Consider the following 17969-nt stretch of genomic DNA (forward strand, 5'->3'; position numbering starts at 1 on the left):
TATATCCGGCTGGTTATGCATTATGGCGTCGCTACGAGCCCCCGCCCGGCTCGAGCGCCTCGCCGAGTTCGAGGGGGTTTGCCATGGTCTCGTGCAGCTTCGCCTTGTCGAGCTCGCCCTCCGAGAGACTGATGACGACGCAGGCGACGCCGTTGCCGATCAAATTGGTGAGCGCGCGGCACTCGCTCATGAACTTGTCGATGCCGACGAGGATGGCGAGCGACTGGATCGGGATGTCAGGCACGATGGACAAGGTTGCCGCCAGCGTAATGAAGCCCGCCCCGGTGACGCCGGACGCCCCCTTTGAGGTGATCATGGCGATGCCCAGAATGCCGAGTTCCTGCCAGATCGTCAGAGGCGTGTTGGTCGCCTGTGCCAGGAACAGCGTCGCCAGCGTCATGTAGATGTTGGTGCCGTCGAGATTGAAGCTGTAGCCGGTCGGGATGACGAGGCCGACCACCGGGCGCGAGGCACCGAGATGCTCCATCTTCTGGATCATCTGCGGCAACACCGTCTCCGACGACGAGGTGCCGAGCACGATCAACAGCTCGTCCTTGATGTAGCCGATGAAGCGGATGATCGAGAATCCCGAGAGCCGCGCGATCGAGCCGAGCACGATCAGGACGAACAGCGCGCTGGTCAAATAGAAGGTGCCGATCAGCGCCACCAGATTCCAGAGCGAGCCCAGCCCGTAGGCGCCGACGGTGAACGCCATCGCACCGAACGCGCCGAGCGGCGCGACACGCACGATGATGCGGATCACACCGAAGAACACTTTGGCGGCCTGGTCGATCGCATAGGCGATCGGCTCGCCGGCCTTGCCCATGAAGGCGATGGCAAAGCCTGATAGAATCGAGATCAACAGCACCTGCAGGAGGTCGCCGCGCGCCAGCGCGCCGAAGAAGCTGTCGGGAATGATCGCCATCAGATGGGCAACGATCCCCTCCTCTTTCGCCTTGGTCACGTAGGTCGCGACCGATTTGGCATCGATTGAGGACGGATCGATGTTGAAGCCGCTCCCGGGCTGCAGGGTCCTGCCGACGATGAGGCCGACCGCCAGCGCCACGGTCGAGACGGTCTCGAAATAGATCAGAGCCTTCAGGCCGACGCGACCGACGCGCTTGAGGTCGCCCATCGAGGAGATGCCGTGCACGACGGTGCAGAAGATCACCGGCGCAATCATCATCTTGATCAGCGCGATGAAGCCGTCACCGAGCGGCTTCATCTCCTTGCCGAGACCGGGATAGAAATGGCCGAGCAGGATGCCAAGCGCGATCGCGATCAGGACCTGGATGTAGAGGACCTTGTACCAGGGATGGTGATGGGCGGCGGGGCGGATCGCTTCTGCTGTCATGGAGGCTCCGCGGATGGAGGGATCAGGATGACGCCATCATGGATGAGGTAGCGCCGCGAACAATGCACGTTCCTGTTCATGCTGCTTTGCGGAATAGTCGACCCTAACGTCGCTAGCCTAGCACGTTGCGCGAGCACAATCTTTCAAGAAAACCCGAAAGGCCTCGACGGCACTGCTGCCAGACCCTCATCCTTAAGGAGCGCGCCTTCGTGCGTCTCGAAGGATGAGGCCCCGCCGGTGGCCTCGGCCTTCGGGACGGGCCGCGGAGCGGCCTCCTCAGGCTGAGGGATAGATGTGAGCGCGCGCCTTCTCCGTCGTCATTGAGAGCGCCGCGAAGCAATCCGCCCTCCACGCGCGGACGTCGCGACATCGACCTCATAGACGTCCGCGATCGCCCCTGTCGTGCTCCCGCTGGGCCAGAAAGCCAACGGTCGAACGCTCGAAAGCATCTCGCATTGATCGAACGCATCGCGGCCACGATGGCCACACCGACGCCCGATTGACCCTCTTCGTCACGCGTGAAATATCGTCGTGACGAGCAAAGGGAGAATCACGGCAGATGGCCGCGGACAGGCGAACCCCACGAGCCCGCACCAGCAAGACTGCCAGGTCCAGGAAGAGCGAGCCAGACTCGCGCGACGTGCCGCGTAGCGTCGACCTCGAACGCGACGAGCGCGATCAGGCGACGTTGACCGACCGCGCCTATCGGCAACTCGAGGAACTGATCGTTACCCTTGCCTTGCCGCCCGAGACTATCCTGTCGGAACAGTCGCTGGCGGCGAAACTGGGCATCGGCCGCACCCCGATCCGGGAGGCGCTGCAGCGGCTGGCCCGCGACGGCCTCGTCGTCATCCTGCCGCGACGGGGCATCCTGGTGTCGCAGATCAACCTCAGGACTCAGATGCGTCTGCTGGAGGTACGCCGCGAGCTCGAGCGGCTGATGGCGCGCGGCGCTGCCGAGCGCGCAACGCCGGAGGAAATCGCTCAGTTTACGACCATTGCCGGGGACATGCGTCGCGCCTCGGATGAGGCCGACGACATGACCTTCATGCGGCTCGATCGCGCCTTCAACGAGCTGGTCAGCCAGGCCGCGAGAAACGAGTTCGCCTCCCGCGCCATGGGCCTGATGCACGGCCTGTCCCGACGCTTCTGGTACCAGCACTACCGGGAAGTCGGCGACCTGCCGCTGTCGGCGCGCCTGCACGCCGACGTCGCCGAGCGGATCGCCGCACGCGATCCGGAAGCCGCAGCGAAAGCGTCCGATCGCCTGCTCGACTACATCGAAAGCTTCACCCGCAAGACCATCGAGACGTGATCACAACATCACGACGCTGCGGATCGCAGCGCCGCGTCGCAGCGCCTCGAAACCCGCGTTGACATCTTCGAGCGAGATGCGCGCGGTGATCAACTGATCCAGCTTGAGGCGGCCGTCGAGTGCGGCCTGCGCCAGCATCGGAAAGTCGCGCAGCGGCCGCGCGCCGCCATAGCTCGAGCGCCGCATGCGCTTTTCCTGCATCAAGGAACCCCATCGAAACGCGACGTCCTGCGCGACATCGATCTTGCCGAGCCAGATGACCTCGCCGCCCGGCCGCACCGCCTCACTCGTCATCCGAAACGCACGCGCACTGCCGGCCGACTCCAGAACGACGTCGACGCCGCGGCCATCGGTCAATTGACGCGAGAGATCGATCACGTCCTCTTTGGCGGCGTTGATCGCGTGCGTTGCCCCGAGCTGCTTGGCCAGATCGAGTTTGTTGTCGTCGAGATCGACGGCAATGACGATGCCGGCGCCGGCCATACGCGCGCCTTGCACGGCCGCAAGGCCGACCGCGCCGCATCCGATCACCATCACGCTGTCGCCGTAGTGGATGGACGCGACATTGAGCGCGGCGCCCACGCCGGTCATGACGCCGCAACCGATCAGGCAGGCTTGATCGAAGGCAAGCTCCTTCGGCACCACGATCGCCTGTTGCGCCGGCACGATGCAGTATTCAGCGAGCGCGCCGAGATACATCAAATGTTTGAGCTCACGCCCGTCGCCCAGCCTGGCGCGACTGCGTCCGTCGAATTGCACCGCGAGCGGCGCCTGTCCCAGGTAGGATTCGCAGAGGATCGGCAGGTCGCGATCGCAATAGAAGCAATGCCCGCAATGCGGATTCCAGGAGAGGACGACGTGGTCGCCGACCGCGACGCCGCGCGCATTCGGCCCGACCTGCTCGACGACGCCGGATGCTTCATGACCGAGCAGGATCGGCATCGGATTGCGCAGGCTGCCTTCGATCACTTCGAGATCTGTATGGCAAAGCCCCACCGCCTTGACGCGGACGAGCACGTCGTCGGCCGCGAGTTCGCCCGCCCCGACCGTCTCGATGACGAGCGGCGATTTCGGCGCGTGCAGCACCGCCGCCTTGTATTTGAGCCCCACTTCCAGATCTCCCGCCCTGCCCTGTTTCAGGATGCGGCCCGAAAAGCACCACTGTCTTTCCGCAGCGCCGCCAGCGCTGCGTCAATATCGGCGGAACTCATTTCCCACTCGTTGCCGAAATTGGCAACCACCGCCTTCATGAACGGCTCGACCAGCGATTTTGCCGTGGCGTCATCGTTCAAGTGCTCGGCCAGGATCGCCAGCGCCAGTTGTCGCGGCTCCTCCCCCTCGTAGCTCCATTCAAAACCGTTCGCGGTGTAGCGGTGCAGATCGAGCCTCTGATCGAGCGGCCGGCCATCCACCGTGACCACGACTCCATCGATAGTGCGGTCTCCGCAAAACCTTTTCATGCGTGGTTCCTCCCGACACCTCAGAGTCTTAGCATGATCCTTTCGGAAAACCGGTTTCCACTTTTCCGGATCTTGCAGCAATGATAGATTAGTGATATATCACACGCTAATTCAAATGTCATCCAAGTTCGACATCGGGAGGTCGGCCATGGAACTCGCATCAACCGCCATGTCGGATCGACAACGCCGCTACCGTGAAACTTATCGCGAGCGGGTCGCCGGCTGGTACAATGGCTGGCTGCACGTCTTCATCATCTACGTGATCGGCTTCACCGCACTCTACATCTACCTCGCCAATGTCCGCGACCTGCGCGCATGGGAATTGCTGATCGTCCCCGTGACTTTCCTGGGCGCGAATTTCTTCGAGTGGTGGATCCACCGCTACGTGATGCACCGCCCCTCGCAGATCAAGGCGTTCCGCGCGATCTATAACCGCCACACCTTGATGCATCACCAGTTCTTCACCGATCAGGAGATGCGCTTCGCCGACCATCATGATTGGCGCGTGACCTTCTTCCCGCCTTACGCCCTCGCGACCTTCACCCTGATGTCGATCCCGCTCGCGATTGTCGCCGGCTATCTCATCTCGGCCAATGTCGGATGGCTCCTGATCGCGACGACGACGTCGATGTACCTGATCTATGAGTTCATGCATTTCTGCTGCCATGTCGAGGAGAACTGGTTCGTCCGCAACGTGCCGATGGTGAACACCATCCGCCGTCATCACACCGCCCATCACGACCAATCGATCATGATGGAGCGTAACATGAACCTCACCTTCCCGATCATGGACTGGCTGTTCGGCACGTCCGATCTCGATCGCGGCCTGCTCGGTCATCTCTTCAACGGCTACGAGACGCGCTTCGTCAAGCGCAACATGCGCAAGACCGCGCGTACCCCGCGGATAGATCCGGCCGTAAGCTCCGTGCCGGCGGAGTGACCACCATGGCCGGCATCGAGCCGAATGGCCTCGCGCTGGTGCTGTTCGCGGCAGCCTTCGCAGCCTGCTGCCTCAGCTTCTTCACGCTGGTCGGCATGTTTCCGCCAAGTGCCAGGCCGCAATCGATCGCGGGCGCCGCCGGCGGGGTGCTCGTGCTCGCCAATCTCGCGTTACTCGTGATCCTGCTCGCGGGTGTGATCTTGTTCGCACACGAGATGCTGCGCTGGACCTCCGTCGTGGTGTTCGGCGGCCTGATCTTCCTGTTCATTCCCGCGGTGTTTCAGGTCATTCCGGGTGCGTGGCGCGACAGCCGCAGCGGGCTCGCCGTCCTTGGCCTAGTCCAGATCGCCGCGCTCGCGCTGATGCTCTCCCCGCTGCAGGGGTTTACCGCCTCATAGAGGAGTGTGCCGATGCCCTTCCCGATCAAGACAGCCCTATCGATCATCGTGCTGCTCGTCGCTTGCGCTGCCTATTTCTACCAGGACTCGATCGGGCAGCATGGTCCGAAGATCGCGATCATGGTGCTCGCTCCGTTCATGGTGATCGCGATGTGGATCTTCCCGGAGGTTACGCGGAAGTGAAGCGCTTGGTTTCTCAGTAGTTGATCTCCATTCGCAGGCCGCGAACGTCGATCTCATCGCCGCCGAGCCGCGCGTTGCTGTCGCGGGCTGCCGCCGCGCAGGCACAGGCATCGATCAGATCATCGCGTCCGATCCCGGTGCCGCGACGTTGCGCCAGCCAGCTTGAAAGCTTGACGAAGCCCCGCTCGGCCAACAGTTTCAAGCGCTGCTCGCGGCCTCGCTCCGACTTCTTGCCATCCAGACGGATCTGCTTGCCGAGATTTCGGAAGATCAGTTCCGGATGTGCCTCGCCGATGGTTGCCTGACGCTTCGGCGTGATGAAATCGTCGACCTCCCTGATCTTGTCCCTGATGTTCCAGAGCTGGCAGGACACGCCCATGCCCGGGCCCTCGTGATGCCAGTAGTACCGATTCGCCGAAGCCTGGTCCGCAAACTCCCAAAGATTGCGCCGCGCGCCGAGAAACACCGAAGCGCCGACCAGTTCGCGGGCACGCAGATCGCAGGTCCGGTGCCCCCTCATCGTCAGGCCAATCGGCATGTCGATCATGGCGCGCTTGTGCGCGGCCGCGAGAAGCCGATCCAGGCGCGGCGAATAGTCGAAGCCGTGACTGCCCTGATCGTCGATCCAGGCCACCACCCAGCCGCCGCGAAAGCCGTCGAGACCGAGATAGCAGGACACGTCCGCTCCTTGTTTGTTGCGGTTACATTCTACGATGCAACTCTTGATCTTCAATACCAGCATATGCAGCTAATGTAATTGCGAGCATCTGCAGACGATCGCCGCGGCGGACGCGACGAAGTCGCATCGGATAACAGGAGACGGACATGCCCCTCGTTCGCATCGATCTTCGCAAGGGCAAGGACGCGGCGTTCCGGCAGGAAATTGGCCGCATCGTATATGACGCACTCATCAGTGTCGGCGTGCCGGAGAAGGACCGGTTCCAGCTCCTCAGCGAGCATGACGCAGATGGCTTCCTGTTCGATCCCGATTATCTCGGCATCCACCGCACCAACGATCTCGTGATCATCCAGATCACCTGGAACGAAGGCCGTACCACCGCGCAGAAGCAGGCGCTCTACAAGGCGATCGCCGACGGCCTGCACACCGCGCTCGGGCTACGCCGTGAAGACATCTTTATCAACCTCGTCGAGGTCAAGAAGGAAAACTGGTCGTTCGGCAACGGCATCGCTCAATACGCGAGCTGACACGACCGCGTCGTCGTCAGACAGTCTTTCCTGTTCGGCCTTGCACCCGCCCCGTTTCGCTATTCCTCGAACAGCGCACGCACGTCCTCTTCGGTGAGTGCCGCGCCGATGCGTCCCTCGCGATCGAACAGGCTGTCGGCCAAGGCGCGCTTCCGCGCCTTGAGCTCGTCCATCTTCTCCTCGATCGTACCCGATGCCACCAGCCGATAGATGAAAACTGGCTTGTCCTGGCCGATACGATGAGCGCGATCGATCGCCTGTTCCTCGACCGCCGGATTCCACCAGGGATCGAAGATGACCACCGTATCGGCCGCCGTCAGGTTGAGCCCGACGCCTCCGGCCTTCAGGCTGATGAGGAAGACATCGCTGTTGCCGTCCTGGAACGCTTCGATCGCGCGCTTGCGATTGGTCGTTTGTCCGGTCAGGACGCTGTAGCGGATAGCTTCCGCATCGAACCTGCCCCTGATCAGGTCGATCATCGAGGTGAACTGCGAGAAGACGATGATCTTCCGGCCCTCGCTCAGGAGTTCGACAACCATTTCCATCAGCCGCTCAAGCTTGGCCGATGGGCGCTTGGCGCGATCGTCGAGCTTCAGCAGCGCCGGATCGCAGCAGGCCTGGCGCAGCCTGAGCAGCGCTTCGAGAACGATGATGTGGCTCTTGGCCAGGCCGCGCTCCTGGATCGCCTTACGGACCTTGTCCGACATCGACAGGCGAATGGAATCGTAGAGGTCACGCTGACTGCCTTCCAATGCGATGCGCTCGACGATCTCGCTCTTGGCCGGCAATTCCTTAACCACCTCCGCCTTGGTCCGGCGCAAGAGAAATGGTTTCACGCGCTGCGCCAGCGCTGCTGCGCGTCGCGTATCCGTGCGCTTCTCGATCGGGATGCGCCAGCGCCGGCTGAAATCCGCCTTGTCGCCAAGATATCCCGGATTGGCAAAGCTCATGATGGACCAGAGCTCGCCGAGATGATTTTCCACCGGCGTCCCGGTCAGGCAGAAGCGATGCCGCGCTTTGACGCCGCGCAACCAGCGGGTGGTCGCGGCATTGGGATTCTTGATCGTCTGCGCCTCGTCCAGCACGGCCATGTGCCAATCGCGAGACAACAGGACATCGTGATCCCGCGCAATCAGCGGATAGGTAGTCAGGACAAGATCATGGTCCGCAATGGCGGCGAAGCTCTGCTTGCGATCCGAACCGTGAAGCACGAGCACCCTCAAATCCGGCGCGAACTTCTGCGCTTCGTTGAACCAGTTCGTCATCAGGCTGGTCGGCGCAACGACAAGGGCGGGCTCGCTGAGATGACCGCGCGCCTTCTCCAGCGACAACAGCGCCACTATCTGGACGGTCTTGCCGAGCCCCATGTCGTCGGCCAGCACACCGCCAAGACCGCTCTCGCGCAGCAAGTCGAGCCAGCCCAACCCCTGCGCCTGGTACGTCCGCAGTTCAGCGCGAAAATTTGCGGGCAACGGCGGATTCGACAATTCGCGATCCCGAAGCAGATTGGCGAGGCGCCGAAGACTGTCGGCGCCGCGGAAAGCAAATTCGCCATTTTCAAGCGCCAGCAGCGGCACGACATCCGCGCGCGAGAGCCTGATCTTTCCGGATGTGTCACCGAAAAGGCCGCTCAAACTGAGGCTATGAAGCGCAAGCACGAGCGGCAGGAAGCGATCTGCCGCGAGCGACAGGTGGCGGCCGTCGGCAAGCGGAAGATAGAAGTGGTCCCCTGCCTCGGCGAGCTGCTTGATCCGATCGGGCGTGAAATTCGGTGTCGCAACCAGGGCGGCCAGGACCGGCGCCAGATCGCGTCGCTCGCCGTCGATTTCGACGCCGAGCGCCAACTCGAACCAGTCGATACCGCTGGATTCCAATTCGGCATCGAAGACGCCCTGCGACTGCACCAGCCGATACGGAAAATCATCATCGACCAGCACATCGAAGCCTTCCGCGCGCAATTCGGAAACGCCGAACTCGAGAAAATCGAGCCAGGCGTGAGGCTCCCCGAACGTCAGATCGTCGACATGACCGGCATCGAGAAACGGGTGGATCAATTTCGCTTCGCGGAAATCGAACTCTGACAGCCGCTTGCGCGTGCCTTTCTCCTTCGACCGCCGCCGTGTGATCGTGTAGACCTCGCCGGCCTGAAATGCTTCGAGCGGATTTTCCCTTTCCCTGGGCTCGATCTCGATCGGGCCGTAGCGGAAACTGAGATGGGCAACCGCGGTCCGTTCGGGCCTGTCGTGGAAAAAGTGGGCACTTGGGCCCTCGCGTCCCCGCTTAAGCCGCAGGATCGGAATCGGATCGTCGTCGATCTTCACCGCCGCTGCCGGCGTTCCCGGCAACAGGCCACGATGAAGCTGCGGCAATCTCTCGCCGAGGCGGCGCGCCACTTCCGCAACTTGCGCGCGCGGGATGACGGGCGCCGACAAGAGCTGATAGGAAAGTCGAGGCGGCAGGCCCAGTTGGACCGGGCCGATCACGCCTGCGGCCTCATCCATATAAACCGGCGGCTCGGCGTTGAGGGCCGTCGCTCCCGGCACGGTCAGTTGCGGGGAAACTCCTTGCTTGCTGGCCTGCTGCCAATCGATGCGCCCCTCGCGCGCCTCGCCCCACTGTAGCGGCCGCCCCTTGTGATCGCGCCAGAACGCACGTCCGGTCGCGATGATTTGCTGCAGGAGCGCGAGGGATTGCAACCGAGGTGGGTGATAGTACGCCCCTCGCTCTCTCGTGAGCCGCATCAGAATGTCGATGTCGGTATCGCGAAAATACTTCGGTGCACGTTCGGCCGAGAAACTGGAAATGTTCGGACGCGTGGGACTGCTCCCGAACGTCCCGTCCTTGCGCATCTGGACCGAGAGTAGCGACACTCCCAGCAACGGCATTTGCGTGCCCGCTTGAGCGGGCTGCAGGCAGTAGAGCAACCGATGCGTCACATCGACGGGATAATCGTCGCCGCGCACGGCGGCGCCGATACTGTCGAGCCATGCGGTGACATCGTAAGGCAGAATCGACACGGAGCGGACGGGCGTCTTGCCGATGTCCGTTTTCTGCTCGGACGGCAATACACCGCTCAGCGCCTGGAGCATCGTCGCCACGACATGCTTGCAATTGGCTCCGATCGGACAACTGCACGTGCCGTCGAGGTCGATTAGACGCCCATGGTCGAATTCGAGCTCGATGTCGACACGATAAGGGCTGGGCTCACCTCCACGTACCTTGCTGCGAATGCGCGTGAGGTCGTCGCTGATTTCCAATCCCGTGACGCGCCCTTGGGCCTGATAGGCGTAGCCCTTCTCAAATGCAGAACGGCTGAAGAAGCTGTAGATGTCCTTTGTCTTCACGACATCCGGGAGCACCTGACCAAAATCCTCGACTACAGACATTTGCTGTGATCCGGCAATAACGAGCGGGATCCGTGACTTTTCGCAATCACTCCCGCCCGAACAGCTTGGTCATAGTAATGCGCCGAAGTCGTGGTGCAAATTTGCCTGGCGCGGCCGAGCCCCACCGCGCCGGTTCATTGCGAAGTCCGGTTCTTTTCAACAGAAATTTTGGTGAGTCGAGACTTGCTTGGAAAGGAGTACCATCGCGGTCGGTTCCCGCCTCTCGCCCCCTGTCGTGGGAAGCCGTGCGTTTCTCACGCCGTTCTCTGAACTGCGCTCCAGGTCGCAGCGGCGGAGGCATCCGCTTCCATCGCCGAGATCTTGCCGGTGTTGAAGTCGACGACGAATGTCACGATACTGGATTTCACGGCCGCCGTGGCCTGCACCGCGCTTCCGCTCGCATTCTGCGCCGCGGTTGCCGACACGGCGGCGCTGTTCATGGCGAAGGTGAATATCTGGCGGTTGCCGACCTTCGCGCTCGATACCATCGTGTATTGTTTTCCCGTGCCGCCGCTGCCAACTCCGGCGGAACCGCCGAACAGCGTCGACGATGCGCTGGAGCCATCGGGGCCGTAAATCTGGACGTCGCTGTTGTTGGTCAGTGCGTTGCCCGTGGCAGTGACGTGGAAGCCATTGAGGAGAACGTCTCCGAGAAGCTGCGCTTCTGGAGGATCGTGCCGGACGGCGGCGCGTCGCCATTCGCGTCAGTCGAGGCCGCATTGCGGTTGCCGGCGGTCACCGTCACTTCGGTGGTGCTGGTCAGCGAAATCCCTGCGAGTTCTTCGAAGCTGACTGGCTTGCCGCCTGAAGAGGACGGTTGTGCCTTGTCGGACGAAGAATGCAGCGGCTGCGGCTTGCCCGCCGCTCTCAGCGATTGGTCCAGGGTCGACAGCCTGTCGGCCGCGACCTGATCTATTTTTGACTGGGCCAAAACCTGCTTCGCGCGACCGGAGAGATCGACAATGTCGGCCGGATCGCCCGAGGACTTCGTGTCAGATGACGCGGCGCTGTCCGGCTGAAGATCGTCCGCCACGGACGGGACATGGCTACAGTCACACCACTTCGAGCGGCACGAATGGTCCATCGGGCAACCGCACGACAATGGCATCGTCCGGCCGCACCTCGCCGCCTTCAACGACAATGCCCATCACGCCGCCCTTGCGAACGAGTTTGCCGTCGACGCGCGCGATGATCTCGCGCAGCATCCCCGGCTGAAACGTATCGATCTGCACGCAACAACTGCGCAAGCCGGTGATCTCGACGACCGCATCGCGCCCGATGTGCAGCCGCGTGCCCACGGGCAGCGCCATCAGGTCGATCCCGCACGTAGAGATGTTCTCGCCGAGGTCGCCGGGCTGAACGACAAAGCCCTTGCTGGTCAGATCCTCGATGAGCTCCGCCTTGATGAGATGAACCTGCCGCAAGTTCGGTCGCCTCGGATCACGCGCCGCATCGAAGCGATGCTTGACCAGCGGCCCACAATGCGCGTCGCCTTCGATGCCGAGCCCTTTGCGCAGCGTAACGACGTCTTGCCGATGTTTGGTGAAGCTGTGCGTGCCGCTGAGGAAAACACCGAGCACGAAAGGCGTCTGAATTTCGGTCAAACCAGGCATAGCACAAACTCCCGTTGTGCTGACATGCGTTGGTTGACGTTAACGCCTACGCGGCAAGCTCGACGAGCAGACCGTCTGCTTGTTGTTTTTCACAGCGAAAACAGATTGGCAAGCCTAACTATCAGGCATGAGGTGCCTAAGCCGGTTTGCCGTCGTCGAGACTGACGATGACAGCGGCGTTGGCGATGATGATGGCATCGCTGCCCTGCTCGGCCGGAATCTCAAGCCCGCCCTTGACCGCGGTGACGGTCACCGTGCCGTAAGGCAATTCCTTCGCGACCACAGCGGTGTCAACCGCATCGGGGTTCGGCACGGCGATGGTAACATCGACGAACATGTCGTTGGCAGTCTTGTCGAGCATGCGGAAGAAGCCGAGGCTCGAGTGACGGATCGCGTCCGAGACCGCGCGCCGCGCCGCCTTGGTCGCATCCTTGCCGTGAACATCGACGCCCATGCCCATCTCGGTGATACAGCGAACGCGTGCCATTGGATTTCCTGTCTTGTCATTGGGTGGAAGGAGGCGCCCCAAAGGACGCCCCCCGCTCGATCAGCCCGCGCGAGCATAGCAATCCACCTCCCGCTGGCAATGCTACGGTCCGCCCCGCTCGCCTGCCGCTACCAGACCGACGGGATGAACCGATAGCGCACGTGCGAAGCATACTCCTCGTAGCCTTTCAGCTCCGCCCTCAGCGCGCTTTCCTCATGCAGGGTCCGCCAGGCGATGCCGAGGATAAACACCACCGACATCGCAAGACCGATCCAGGAACCGAGCAACAGCGGCAGGCCGACGATAAGGAGCAAAGCACTCGCATACATCGGGTGCCGGACGATGGCGTACGGTCCGGTATCGATCACCCGCTGATCCTCCTGGATCTTCACCACGGGCGCGGCAAAGGTATTTTCCCGGAAGGTCCACCACACGCCGAGCAGATAGAGCACGGTGAGGACACCGCCAACCACCTGCAGCCAGACCGGCACCGCGCTAAAACCGGTGCGCGCGGCATCCCATGACATGAAGATCATCCAGGCGCAGAACAGCACGATGAAGAGCGTCAGCCAGATCCGGTCCCACGGCTTTTGGTCGCGCTGCACCGGTGAACTCATGCGCTCGCGCAACAGCCGCGGATTGCGCTTGGCGAGCCACAGGGTAATCGCAAGGCCGCCGATCGCGAATATGGCGAGGAACGCCCTGCCTCCGGGATAAGCCAGGGTGCCGGCCGGCCACAGGATCATAGCGCCCATGATCGCGGTCCAGACCACGATCTGAAGAGTGACTTTCACCATGACATGCTCCGTCGCGTCATCCCTCACGCCGGCACTGGCGCCGCCTCGGCCTTGACCTTGGCAAACGGCCTGAACGTCAACGCGATCAGGAACGCGCCAAGTCCAACCGCCCAGGAGCCGATGTAGAGCCAAGCGTAACTGGCGAAGGTGTCGTAGATCAGACCTCCCGCCACCGGCCCTGTCGCCATGCCCAGGCTGCCTGCCATGGCGGTTCCGCCAATCACGGTGCCCATCATCCGCAACGGAAAATTCTCCCGCGCAAGCACGGCATAGAGCGGCATGGTGCCGGCATAGATGAAGCCGAACACCGCCGCAACGGCGTAGAACGCGGAGAGCTCCCGCACGAAGGCATAGGCGAGCGCGCCGAAGGCCTGCGCGAACAGGCCCGAGACCAGCACGCGCTTGGCGCCAAAGCGGTCGCCGAGCAGGCCGAACGCGATACGGCCGCCCATCCCCGCCAGCCCCTCGACGCTATAGATCGTGACGGCGGCGATCATCGGTATCCCGCAGCTTATCGCATAGCTCACGGTATGGATGATTGGCCCCGAATGGGTGGCGCAACAGAAGAAATTGGTCGCGAGCAGCACGATGAACTGCGGCGAGCGCAGCGCTTGCGCCAGCGACATCGCCGGTTGCGGCTCGCCTTCGCCGGCAGGGGCGTGTTCGCGTTCGAGCGCCGGCGGGCGGCGCACCAACAGCGATACGGGAATCATGATGCAGGCGACAGTGACGGCAAGGATCTGAAGCGAGGTTCTCCAGTCATGGATCGAGACGAGCCAGGCCGCGAGCGGCGACATGGTCATGGGCGCCATCCCCATGCCTGCCGAAACCAGCGACACGGCAAGGCTGCGATGGGTATCGAACCAGCCGGTGACGCAGGCCATCATCGGCGCGAAGATCGCGGCGGCCGCGCCGCCCACCATCAGGCCGAAGATGAATTGAAACGCGACCAGCGATGAGGCAAGGCTGGCCAGCCCAAGGCTTGCCGCAAGCACGATCGAGCCGGTCAGCACCACCGGCAGCGGCCCGAGCCGGTCGGACAAGGTCCCCCAGATCATGCTGGTGAACGCCATCGCGAGGAAGCCGATGGTCATGGCGCTGGACACGCCGGTGACCGACCAGCCGGTGTCCCGCGTGATCGGCAGGAGAAAAACCGGCAGCGAGAACATCCCGCCGATGGCAACGCAGCCCAGAAGCCCGCCGGCTCCGACAATCACCCAGCGATAGTGAGCATCCTTCATTCCGTGTCTCCACTGCAGCTATCCCTGGCTCCAAGACGAACGCGAGGCGCCAAAGACGACATGCAGGGGCTCACTTTTTTGCGAGGTCGCAGAAGGCGCTCAGAAAGAACCTGGCACCGTCCTCAGTGGACATGATCGATCTCCGTTCGGCGCGAGCCTTTGCGGGCAGTCAGCCGCGCGTGAAAGTCGGCGCTCAGCACCGCTAGCGTAATTTCGCCGAGACGCGCGAGCAGGAGCGCCTCCGCATCGTGAAACGCCTTGTCGAGCGCTGCATTGACGGCCTGTTCGACCAGGCAATCCGGCGCGTCGGTCCGATTGCCTATCGCAAGCAATGACGGGCAGCCCAGCGCATCATAGACATCGCGCAACGTCACCTCTTCGAGATCGCGCGCGAGCACCCATCCGCCGCCATGGCCCTTTTCGGATCGGACGTAGCCGCAGTCGCGCAGGCCGGCCATGATCCGCCGGATCACGACCGGATTGGTGCACATCGCTTTCGCCAGCACCTCCGATGTCACCGGCCCGCCGTGCTCGGCCATGTGCAGCAGCACGTGAAGCACCCCAGATAGTCGGCTATCTCGTCTCATGTAACTTCAAATAGTTCGTGATGATTCATTGGTCAACCACCGCCTCGCCTATCTCGGCTTGACCAGCGGCAGGAACACGGTGTCGACCCAGGCTTTTCGCAAGGCCGGCGGCGGCGCCGAAAAGTTCATGATGACGTGGTACCGAAACAGGTCGCCGAGCAGAGAAGCCACCGGAGGCGTCAGCTTTGCCGCATCGATCTCGCCGCGCTTCACGGCGCGTTCCAGAATAGCCGAGAAAGGTCGTGCTCCACCTTCGATGAGAGCGGCGTGCAGATCCTTCGGTGTCGACCAGTTCTCCGAGAAATAATTGCTCGAAAACAGGGTGAAGGCCGCCGCCGTTCCGGCGGCGCGATCAGCCGCACGCTTCAGAAACTCCAGCAGCTCCGTCCGGACATCGCCCCGATCCGGCACCTCCAGCGGGTGCTTCGCCATTTGCTGCCGAATGGCCGCGACGGCAAGCGGCGCCTTCCCGTCCCATCGGCGCGCAAGCACGGGACGGCTCGTCCCTGCCCTTTCCGCGACCGCCTCCATCGTCAGCCCGGCATAACCGCGCTCGGCCAGTTCGAGCCACGCGGCCTCCAGGATTGCCTCTTCCAACTCCGCGCCGCGCCGCCGCTCGCCCATAACTATGCTCACTCCAAATAAGATACATTAATGCATCTTGACTCCGCATCACGGTTCCGACTAGATGCATCAATGCATCTTATGCTCGGAGCCACGCTGTGACAAGAACTCCCCATTCGTGGCTTCGAACGATATCTCTGCCATTCGCTCTGACGGTTGTCGGATGCGCTTCCATGCCTCAGAAAACGGCGGGCACGCTGGCAACCTACAACAATCTGGGAGAGCAGAAGGGCATGCTCTCGAAGTCGAGAAATTACGTCGACGCCAACGCATTGGCGTCGGTGAAAACCGTACGCATCGTTCCGACGACGTTTGCTCATAGTGCGTTGGCGCAGGTGAAGACGGCGCAGGATCGCGCGCTGGTCGCAAACGCGCTCGATCGCGAGGTTTGTGTCGCATTGAGCGACAAGTTTCAAATCGTCTCGCCACGTGAACATGCCGACCTGACCGTTCGAACTGTCGTCACCGACGTGTTGCCGACCGACAAGGCCGCAGCCGGTGTGTCGACAGCGGTGACCTTGGGCACCGGCGCAGCCTTGCCGGTCAGCGTTCCGCGTCTTCCCATTGGCCTGGGCGGCCTTGCCGTCGAGGCCGAAGCCATCGACCGGAGCGGCGTGCAGCGCGCTGCGATGGTATGGGCCCGCGGTGCGAATTCGATCATGGACAACCCTCGCGTTTCCGAAGTCGGCGACGCCTATGGCTTGGCAACCAAGTTCGGCAACGAGTTCTCGCGGATGCTCGCGACCGGCAAGGAGCCGGGAGCCCTGGATATCTCGCTGCCCTCCGGTCAGCGCGTGCAGTCGTGGTTGGGCGGCGAACCGAAATATGCGACATGCGACAATTTTGGCCGCGCGCCCGGTCTGGCGGGACTTCTCGCCGGCAAGATCGGCGCCCCGCCGGAGTGGACCGACAAGACTCCGCAAGTCGCCCGCGACTCCGGAAGGCCGTAGGATGGGTAGAGCGGAGCGAACCCATCGCGGTGGAGCAAGTCTCGCGAATGATAGGTTTCGCTCCGCTCTACCCATCCTACGATGTCGTCCCTGCGGTCACTCTCCGCCTCCGCTCTTCGAACTGCGGCGCAATCCGCCCTTCGCTCGCTCATTGCAAATCAGCCATCTCGTATAGCGGCCGGATTTCGATCTCGCTCGGTCCCGGCATGGGATTGGGGCAACGCTTTACCCAGGCGACCGCCTCGTCCATGTCCTTGACTTCCCAGAGCCAGAAGCCGGCTACCAGCTCGCGGGTTGCGGCGAAAGGCCCGTCGACGACCGTCCGGCTGGAACCATCGAACGCAATACGCTTACCCTGCGAGGACGGTTTGAGGCCGTCGGCGGCGAGCATGATGCCGGCCTTACGCAGCTCATCATTGAATCTGCCCATCGCCTCGAGCATCTCAGTCGTCTCGGGCGTGCGGACAAAGCCCTTTTCGCTGTCTTCGGTAGCCTTCACGAGCACCATCACACGCATCGCCTGTCTCCTTGTTGTTCGAGCCGGCCTCATCGGCTTGGCATCGGAACGACGAACGGGATCTTCGTAGGCCGACATCGTCTCGCGATTTTTTTGACGGTTGAGAGAGGATACGAGTTCGCATTCTCGCGGCGCGTTGCGTCCGAGCTTTGTGTCACTTTCCACCCTCCTCGATAGCAGAGGGCGCAGGGAAAGCCGGGTGCCGGTTGCACCCATGGGTCCCGTGCAACAGAAAGCACGGGGGTAGGACCACAGGTTCAACCGAAGCATTCCGGCTTTCCCTGCGCGATGGTTTACGGCTTACTTCGTGCTCTCCCCGGTGACCGGGCTTTTTTGCCACCGTCGCTCTGCGGATACTTGATCCACAGAACTTAGCGCCAGCGTCGGGGCGCCAGGACCACACGACTTCGCCGTCCGCGAGTGCCACGCTCGTCAGTCGCGACACCCGCGTCCACCGCATCCCACCGCAACGTTCATGACGATCGCGAGCCGCCCCTCATCCGCCGTGAGACGCGCGGAGTAAAATCACTGATTTGCCCGACGGCGAAAGCGGAATATTTTTCGCTGATAGTCTGGACAGACCTCTGGCTGATTTGCCCGTCGAGGCTGGGCAAGTATTCAATCAGCCTTGAACGGCGCAGAAATGCATTCGCCGTTGCGGGCGATTGCACGTAGAAAATTCCATCCTCATTGCCATGCGCGTCGCGCAAAGAAAGGACGTTCTACGAGGACGCGCCCGCGGCGAATACTTGCCCAGCCTCGTCGGGTTGTTATGTCGCACCTAACGCGGCCGCATCGTCATTGCGAGCTCGTCCTTCGGACCTTCGGGATGCCGGCGGTCGTTGTGAAGCGAATGGCGAATTACGCTTTCTGCTTTCGCTCTTTGAGCTGCGCCGGAAAGCCAATCCGCT

The 17969-nt window shown here is 62.4% G+C and carries 20 protein-coding genes; 6 read left to right on the top strand and 14 right to left on the bottom strand.

The features are described from left to right. Positions 1–31 precede the first annotated feature (31 nt). Positions 32–1354 carry a dicarboxylate/amino acid:cation symporter gene (locus tag AC5ZG5_RS10060; RefSeq protein ID WP_130226779.1) on the bottom strand — a complete coding sequence of 441 codons (1323 nt, stop codon included), beginning with the start codon at positions 1352–1354 and terminating at the stop codon, positions 32–34. A gap of 559 nt (positions 1355–1913) precedes the next feature. Between AC5ZG5_RS10060 and AC5ZG5_RS10065 the strand changes: the two genes are divergently transcribed. After that, positions 1914–2669, top strand: coding sequence for a GntR family transcriptional regulator (locus tag AC5ZG5_RS10065; RefSeq protein ID WP_208826849.1), 756 nt, complete (start codon positions 1914–1916; stop codon positions 2667–2669). Here the strand turns inward: AC5ZG5_RS10065 and AC5ZG5_RS10070 are convergent, their stop codons facing one another. Both AC5ZG5_RS10070 and AC5ZG5_RS10075 read right to left on the bottom strand, forming a co-directional pair. Further along, positions 2670–3779: a Zn-dependent alcohol dehydrogenase gene (locus AC5ZG5_RS10070; protein WP_456641723.1), complete on the bottom strand. Its 1110-nt coding sequence runs from the start codon at positions 3777–3779 to the stop codon at positions 2670–2672. It lies immediately after the preceding gene. Between the two features lie 26 nt (positions 3780–3805). Further along, the gene (locus tag AC5ZG5_RS10075; protein ID WP_130226782.1) at positions 3806–4129 is read right to left on the bottom strand and encodes a DUF6166 domain-containing protein; all 324 of its coding nucleotides are present in this window, start codon (positions 4127–4129) and stop codon (positions 3806–3808) included. A 148-nt stretch (positions 4130–4277) separates the two neighbouring features. Between AC5ZG5_RS10075 and AC5ZG5_RS10080 the strand changes: the two genes are divergently transcribed. The 3 genes from AC5ZG5_RS10080 to AC5ZG5_RS10090 are packed head-to-tail and all read left to right on the top strand — an operon-like array spanning position 4278 to position 5650. Further along, the gene (locus AC5ZG5_RS10080) at positions 4278–5069 is read left to right on the top strand and encodes a sterol desaturase family protein (RefSeq protein WP_028166010.1); all 792 of its coding nucleotides are present in this window, start codon (positions 4278–4280) and stop codon (positions 5067–5069) included. Between the two features lie 5 nt (positions 5070–5074). Beyond that, entirely contained in the window at positions 5075–5467 is a 393-nt protein-coding gene (locus tag AC5ZG5_RS10085) for a hypothetical protein (protein ID WP_028166009.1), read from the top strand. 12 nt (positions 5468–5479) lie between these two features. Next, positions 5480–5650, top strand: coding sequence for a hypothetical protein (locus AC5ZG5_RS10090; RefSeq protein WP_165421325.1), 171 nt, complete (start codon positions 5480–5482; stop codon positions 5648–5650). A gap of 13 nt (positions 5651–5663) precedes the next feature. On the opposite strand, the gene AC5ZG5_RS10095 is transcribed toward AC5ZG5_RS10090, so the two are convergent. Then, positions 5664–6329, bottom strand: a complete 666-nt coding sequence (locus tag AC5ZG5_RS10095) for a DUF429 domain-containing protein (protein WP_130226783.1) — start codon at positions 6327–6329, stop codon at positions 5664–5666. 146 nt (positions 6330–6475) lie between these two features. On the opposite strand from AC5ZG5_RS10095, the gene AC5ZG5_RS10100 reads away from it, so the two are divergent. Then, entirely contained in the window at positions 6476–6856 is a 381-nt protein-coding gene (locus tag AC5ZG5_RS10100) for a tautomerase family protein (protein WP_130226784.1), read from the top strand. A 59-nt stretch (positions 6857–6915) separates the two neighbouring features. Here the strand turns inward: AC5ZG5_RS10100 and AC5ZG5_RS10105 are convergent, their stop codons facing one another. The 9 genes from AC5ZG5_RS10105 to AC5ZG5_RS10145 all read right to left on the bottom strand — a co-directional run bounded on the left by AC5ZG5_RS10105 (position 6916) and on the right by AC5ZG5_RS10145 (position 15591). Then, the gene (locus AC5ZG5_RS10105) at positions 6916–10242 is read right to left on the bottom strand and encodes a DEAD/DEAH box helicase (RefSeq protein ID WP_456641724.1); all 3327 of its coding nucleotides are present in this window, start codon (positions 10240–10242) and stop codon (positions 6916–6918) included. A gap of 254 nt (positions 10243–10496) precedes the next feature. Further along, positions 10497–10730 (bottom strand): hypothetical protein, encoded by a 234-nt coding sequence (locus tag AC5ZG5_RS10110; RefSeq protein WP_456641725.1) that lies wholly within the window; start codon positions 10728–10730, stop codon positions 10497–10499. 110 nt (positions 10731–10840) lie between these two features. Then, complete coding sequence (locus AC5ZG5_RS10115; RefSeq protein WP_456641726.1) at positions 10841–11275, bottom strand: hypothetical protein; 435 nt, start codon at positions 11273–11275, stop codon at positions 10841–10843. A 19-nt stretch (positions 11276–11294) separates the two neighbouring features. Then, positions 11295–11855: an MOSC domain-containing protein gene (locus tag AC5ZG5_RS10120; RefSeq protein WP_456641727.1), complete on the bottom strand. Its 561-nt coding sequence runs from the start codon at positions 11853–11855 to the stop codon at positions 11295–11297. Between the two features lie 136 nt (positions 11856–11991). Then, entirely contained in the window at positions 11992–12342 is a 351-nt protein-coding gene (locus AC5ZG5_RS10125) for a Lin0512 family protein (RefSeq protein WP_456641728.1), read from the bottom strand. 128 nt (positions 12343–12470) lie between these two features. Then, positions 12471–13139: a methyltransferase gene (locus AC5ZG5_RS10130; RefSeq protein ID WP_456641729.1), complete on the bottom strand. Its 669-nt coding sequence runs from the start codon at positions 13137–13139 to the stop codon at positions 12471–12473. 23 nt (positions 13140–13162) lie between these two features. Further along, positions 13163–14380, bottom strand: a complete 1218-nt coding sequence (locus AC5ZG5_RS10135; protein WP_456641730.1) for an MFS transporter — start codon at positions 14378–14380, stop codon at positions 13163–13165. A 122-nt stretch (positions 14381–14502) separates the two neighbouring features. Then, on the bottom strand, positions 14503–14967 hold the full coding sequence (locus AC5ZG5_RS10140; RefSeq protein ID WP_456641731.1) for an RrF2 family transcriptional regulator: 465 nt from the start codon (positions 14965–14967) through the stop codon (positions 14503–14505). 48 nt (positions 14968–15015) lie between these two features. Further along, positions 15016–15591 carry a TetR/AcrR family transcriptional regulator gene (locus tag AC5ZG5_RS10145; RefSeq protein WP_130226795.1) on the bottom strand — a complete coding sequence of 192 codons (576 nt, stop codon included), beginning with the start codon at positions 15589–15591 and terminating at the stop codon, positions 15016–15018. Positions 15592–15764: 173 nt separating this feature from the next. Here AC5ZG5_RS10145 and AC5ZG5_RS10150 point away from each other — a divergent pair, with 173 nt between their 5' ends. After that, positions 15765–16541: a DUF3313 domain-containing protein gene (locus tag AC5ZG5_RS10150; protein WP_456641732.1), complete on the top strand. Its 777-nt coding sequence runs from the start codon at positions 15765–15767 to the stop codon at positions 16539–16541. A gap of 148 nt (positions 16542–16689) precedes the next feature. On the opposite strand, the gene AC5ZG5_RS10155 is transcribed toward AC5ZG5_RS10150, so the two are convergent. Next, complete coding sequence (locus AC5ZG5_RS10155) at positions 16690–17058, bottom strand: YciI family protein (protein WP_456641733.1); 369 nt, start codon at positions 17056–17058, stop codon at positions 16690–16692. Positions 17059–17969: the final 911 nt, after the last annotated feature.

The sequence above is a fragment of the Bradyrhizobium sp. Ses1 genome, assembly GCF_059512365.1.

What these genes read in the sequence shown, in the direction of transcription:
- AC5ZG5_RS10060 (WP_130226779.1), bottom strand. Translation starts at nt 1,354, where the DNA reads ATGACAGCAGAAGCGATCCGCCCCGCCGCCCATCACCATCCCTGGTAC.
- AC5ZG5_RS10065 (WP_208826849.1), top strand. Translation starts at nt 1,914, where the DNA reads ATGGCCGCGGACAGGCGAACCCCACGAGCCCGCACCAGCAAGACTGCC.
- AC5ZG5_RS10075 (WP_130226782.1), bottom strand. Translation starts at nt 4,129, where the DNA reads ATGAAAAGGTTTTGCGGAGACCGCACTATCGATGGAGTCGTGGTCACG.
- AC5ZG5_RS10080 (WP_028166010.1), top strand. Translation starts at nt 4,278, where the DNA reads ATGGAACTCGCATCAACCGCCATGTCGGATCGACAACGCCGCTACCGT.
- AC5ZG5_RS10085 (WP_028166009.1), top strand. Translation starts at nt 5,075, where the DNA reads ATGGCCGGCATCGAGCCGAATGGCCTCGCGCTGGTGCTGTTCGCGGCA.
- AC5ZG5_RS10090 (WP_165421325.1), top strand. Translation starts at nt 5,480, where the DNA reads ATGCCCTTCCCGATCAAGACAGCCCTATCGATCATCGTGCTGCTCGTC.
- AC5ZG5_RS10100 (WP_130226784.1), top strand. Translation starts at nt 6,476, where the DNA reads ATGCCCCTCGTTCGCATCGATCTTCGCAAGGGCAAGGACGCGGCGTTC.
- AC5ZG5_RS10105 (WP_456641724.1), bottom strand. Translation starts at nt 10,242, where the DNA reads ATGTCTGTAGTCGAGGATTTTGGTCAGGTGCTCCCGGATGTCGTGAAG.
- AC5ZG5_RS10110 (WP_456641725.1), bottom strand. Translation starts at nt 10,730, where the DNA reads ATGGTATCGAGCGCGAAGGTCGGCAACCGCCAGATATTCACCTTCGCC.
- AC5ZG5_RS10120 (WP_456641727.1), bottom strand. Translation starts at nt 11,855, where the DNA reads ATGCCTGGTTTGACCGAAATTCAGACGCCTTTCGTGCTCGGTGTTTTC.
- AC5ZG5_RS10125 (WP_456641728.1), bottom strand. Translation starts at nt 12,342, where the DNA reads ATGGCACGCGTTCGCTGTATCACCGAGATGGGCATGGGCGTCGATGTT.
- AC5ZG5_RS10130 (WP_456641729.1), bottom strand. Translation starts at nt 13,139, where the DNA reads ATGGTGAAAGTCACTCTTCAGATCGTGGTCTGGACCGCGATCATGGGC.
- AC5ZG5_RS10135 (WP_456641730.1), bottom strand. Translation starts at nt 14,380, where the DNA reads ATGAAGGATGCTCACTATCGCTGGGTGATTGTCGGAGCCGGCGGGCTT.
- AC5ZG5_RS10140 (WP_456641731.1), bottom strand. Translation starts at nt 14,967, where the DNA reads ATGAGACGAGATAGCCGACTATCTGGGGTGCTTCACGTGCTGCTGCAC.
- AC5ZG5_RS10145 (WP_130226795.1), bottom strand. Translation starts at nt 15,591, where the DNA reads ATGGGCGAGCGGCGGCGCGGCGCGGAGTTGGAAGAGGCAATCCTGGAG.
- AC5ZG5_RS10150 (WP_456641732.1), top strand. Translation starts at nt 15,765, where the DNA reads ATGCCTCAGAAAACGGCGGGCACGCTGGCAACCTACAACAATCTGGGA.
- AC5ZG5_RS10155 (WP_456641733.1), bottom strand. Translation starts at nt 17,058, where the DNA reads ATGCGTGTGATGGTGCTCGTGAAGGCTACCGAAGACAGCGAAAAGGGC.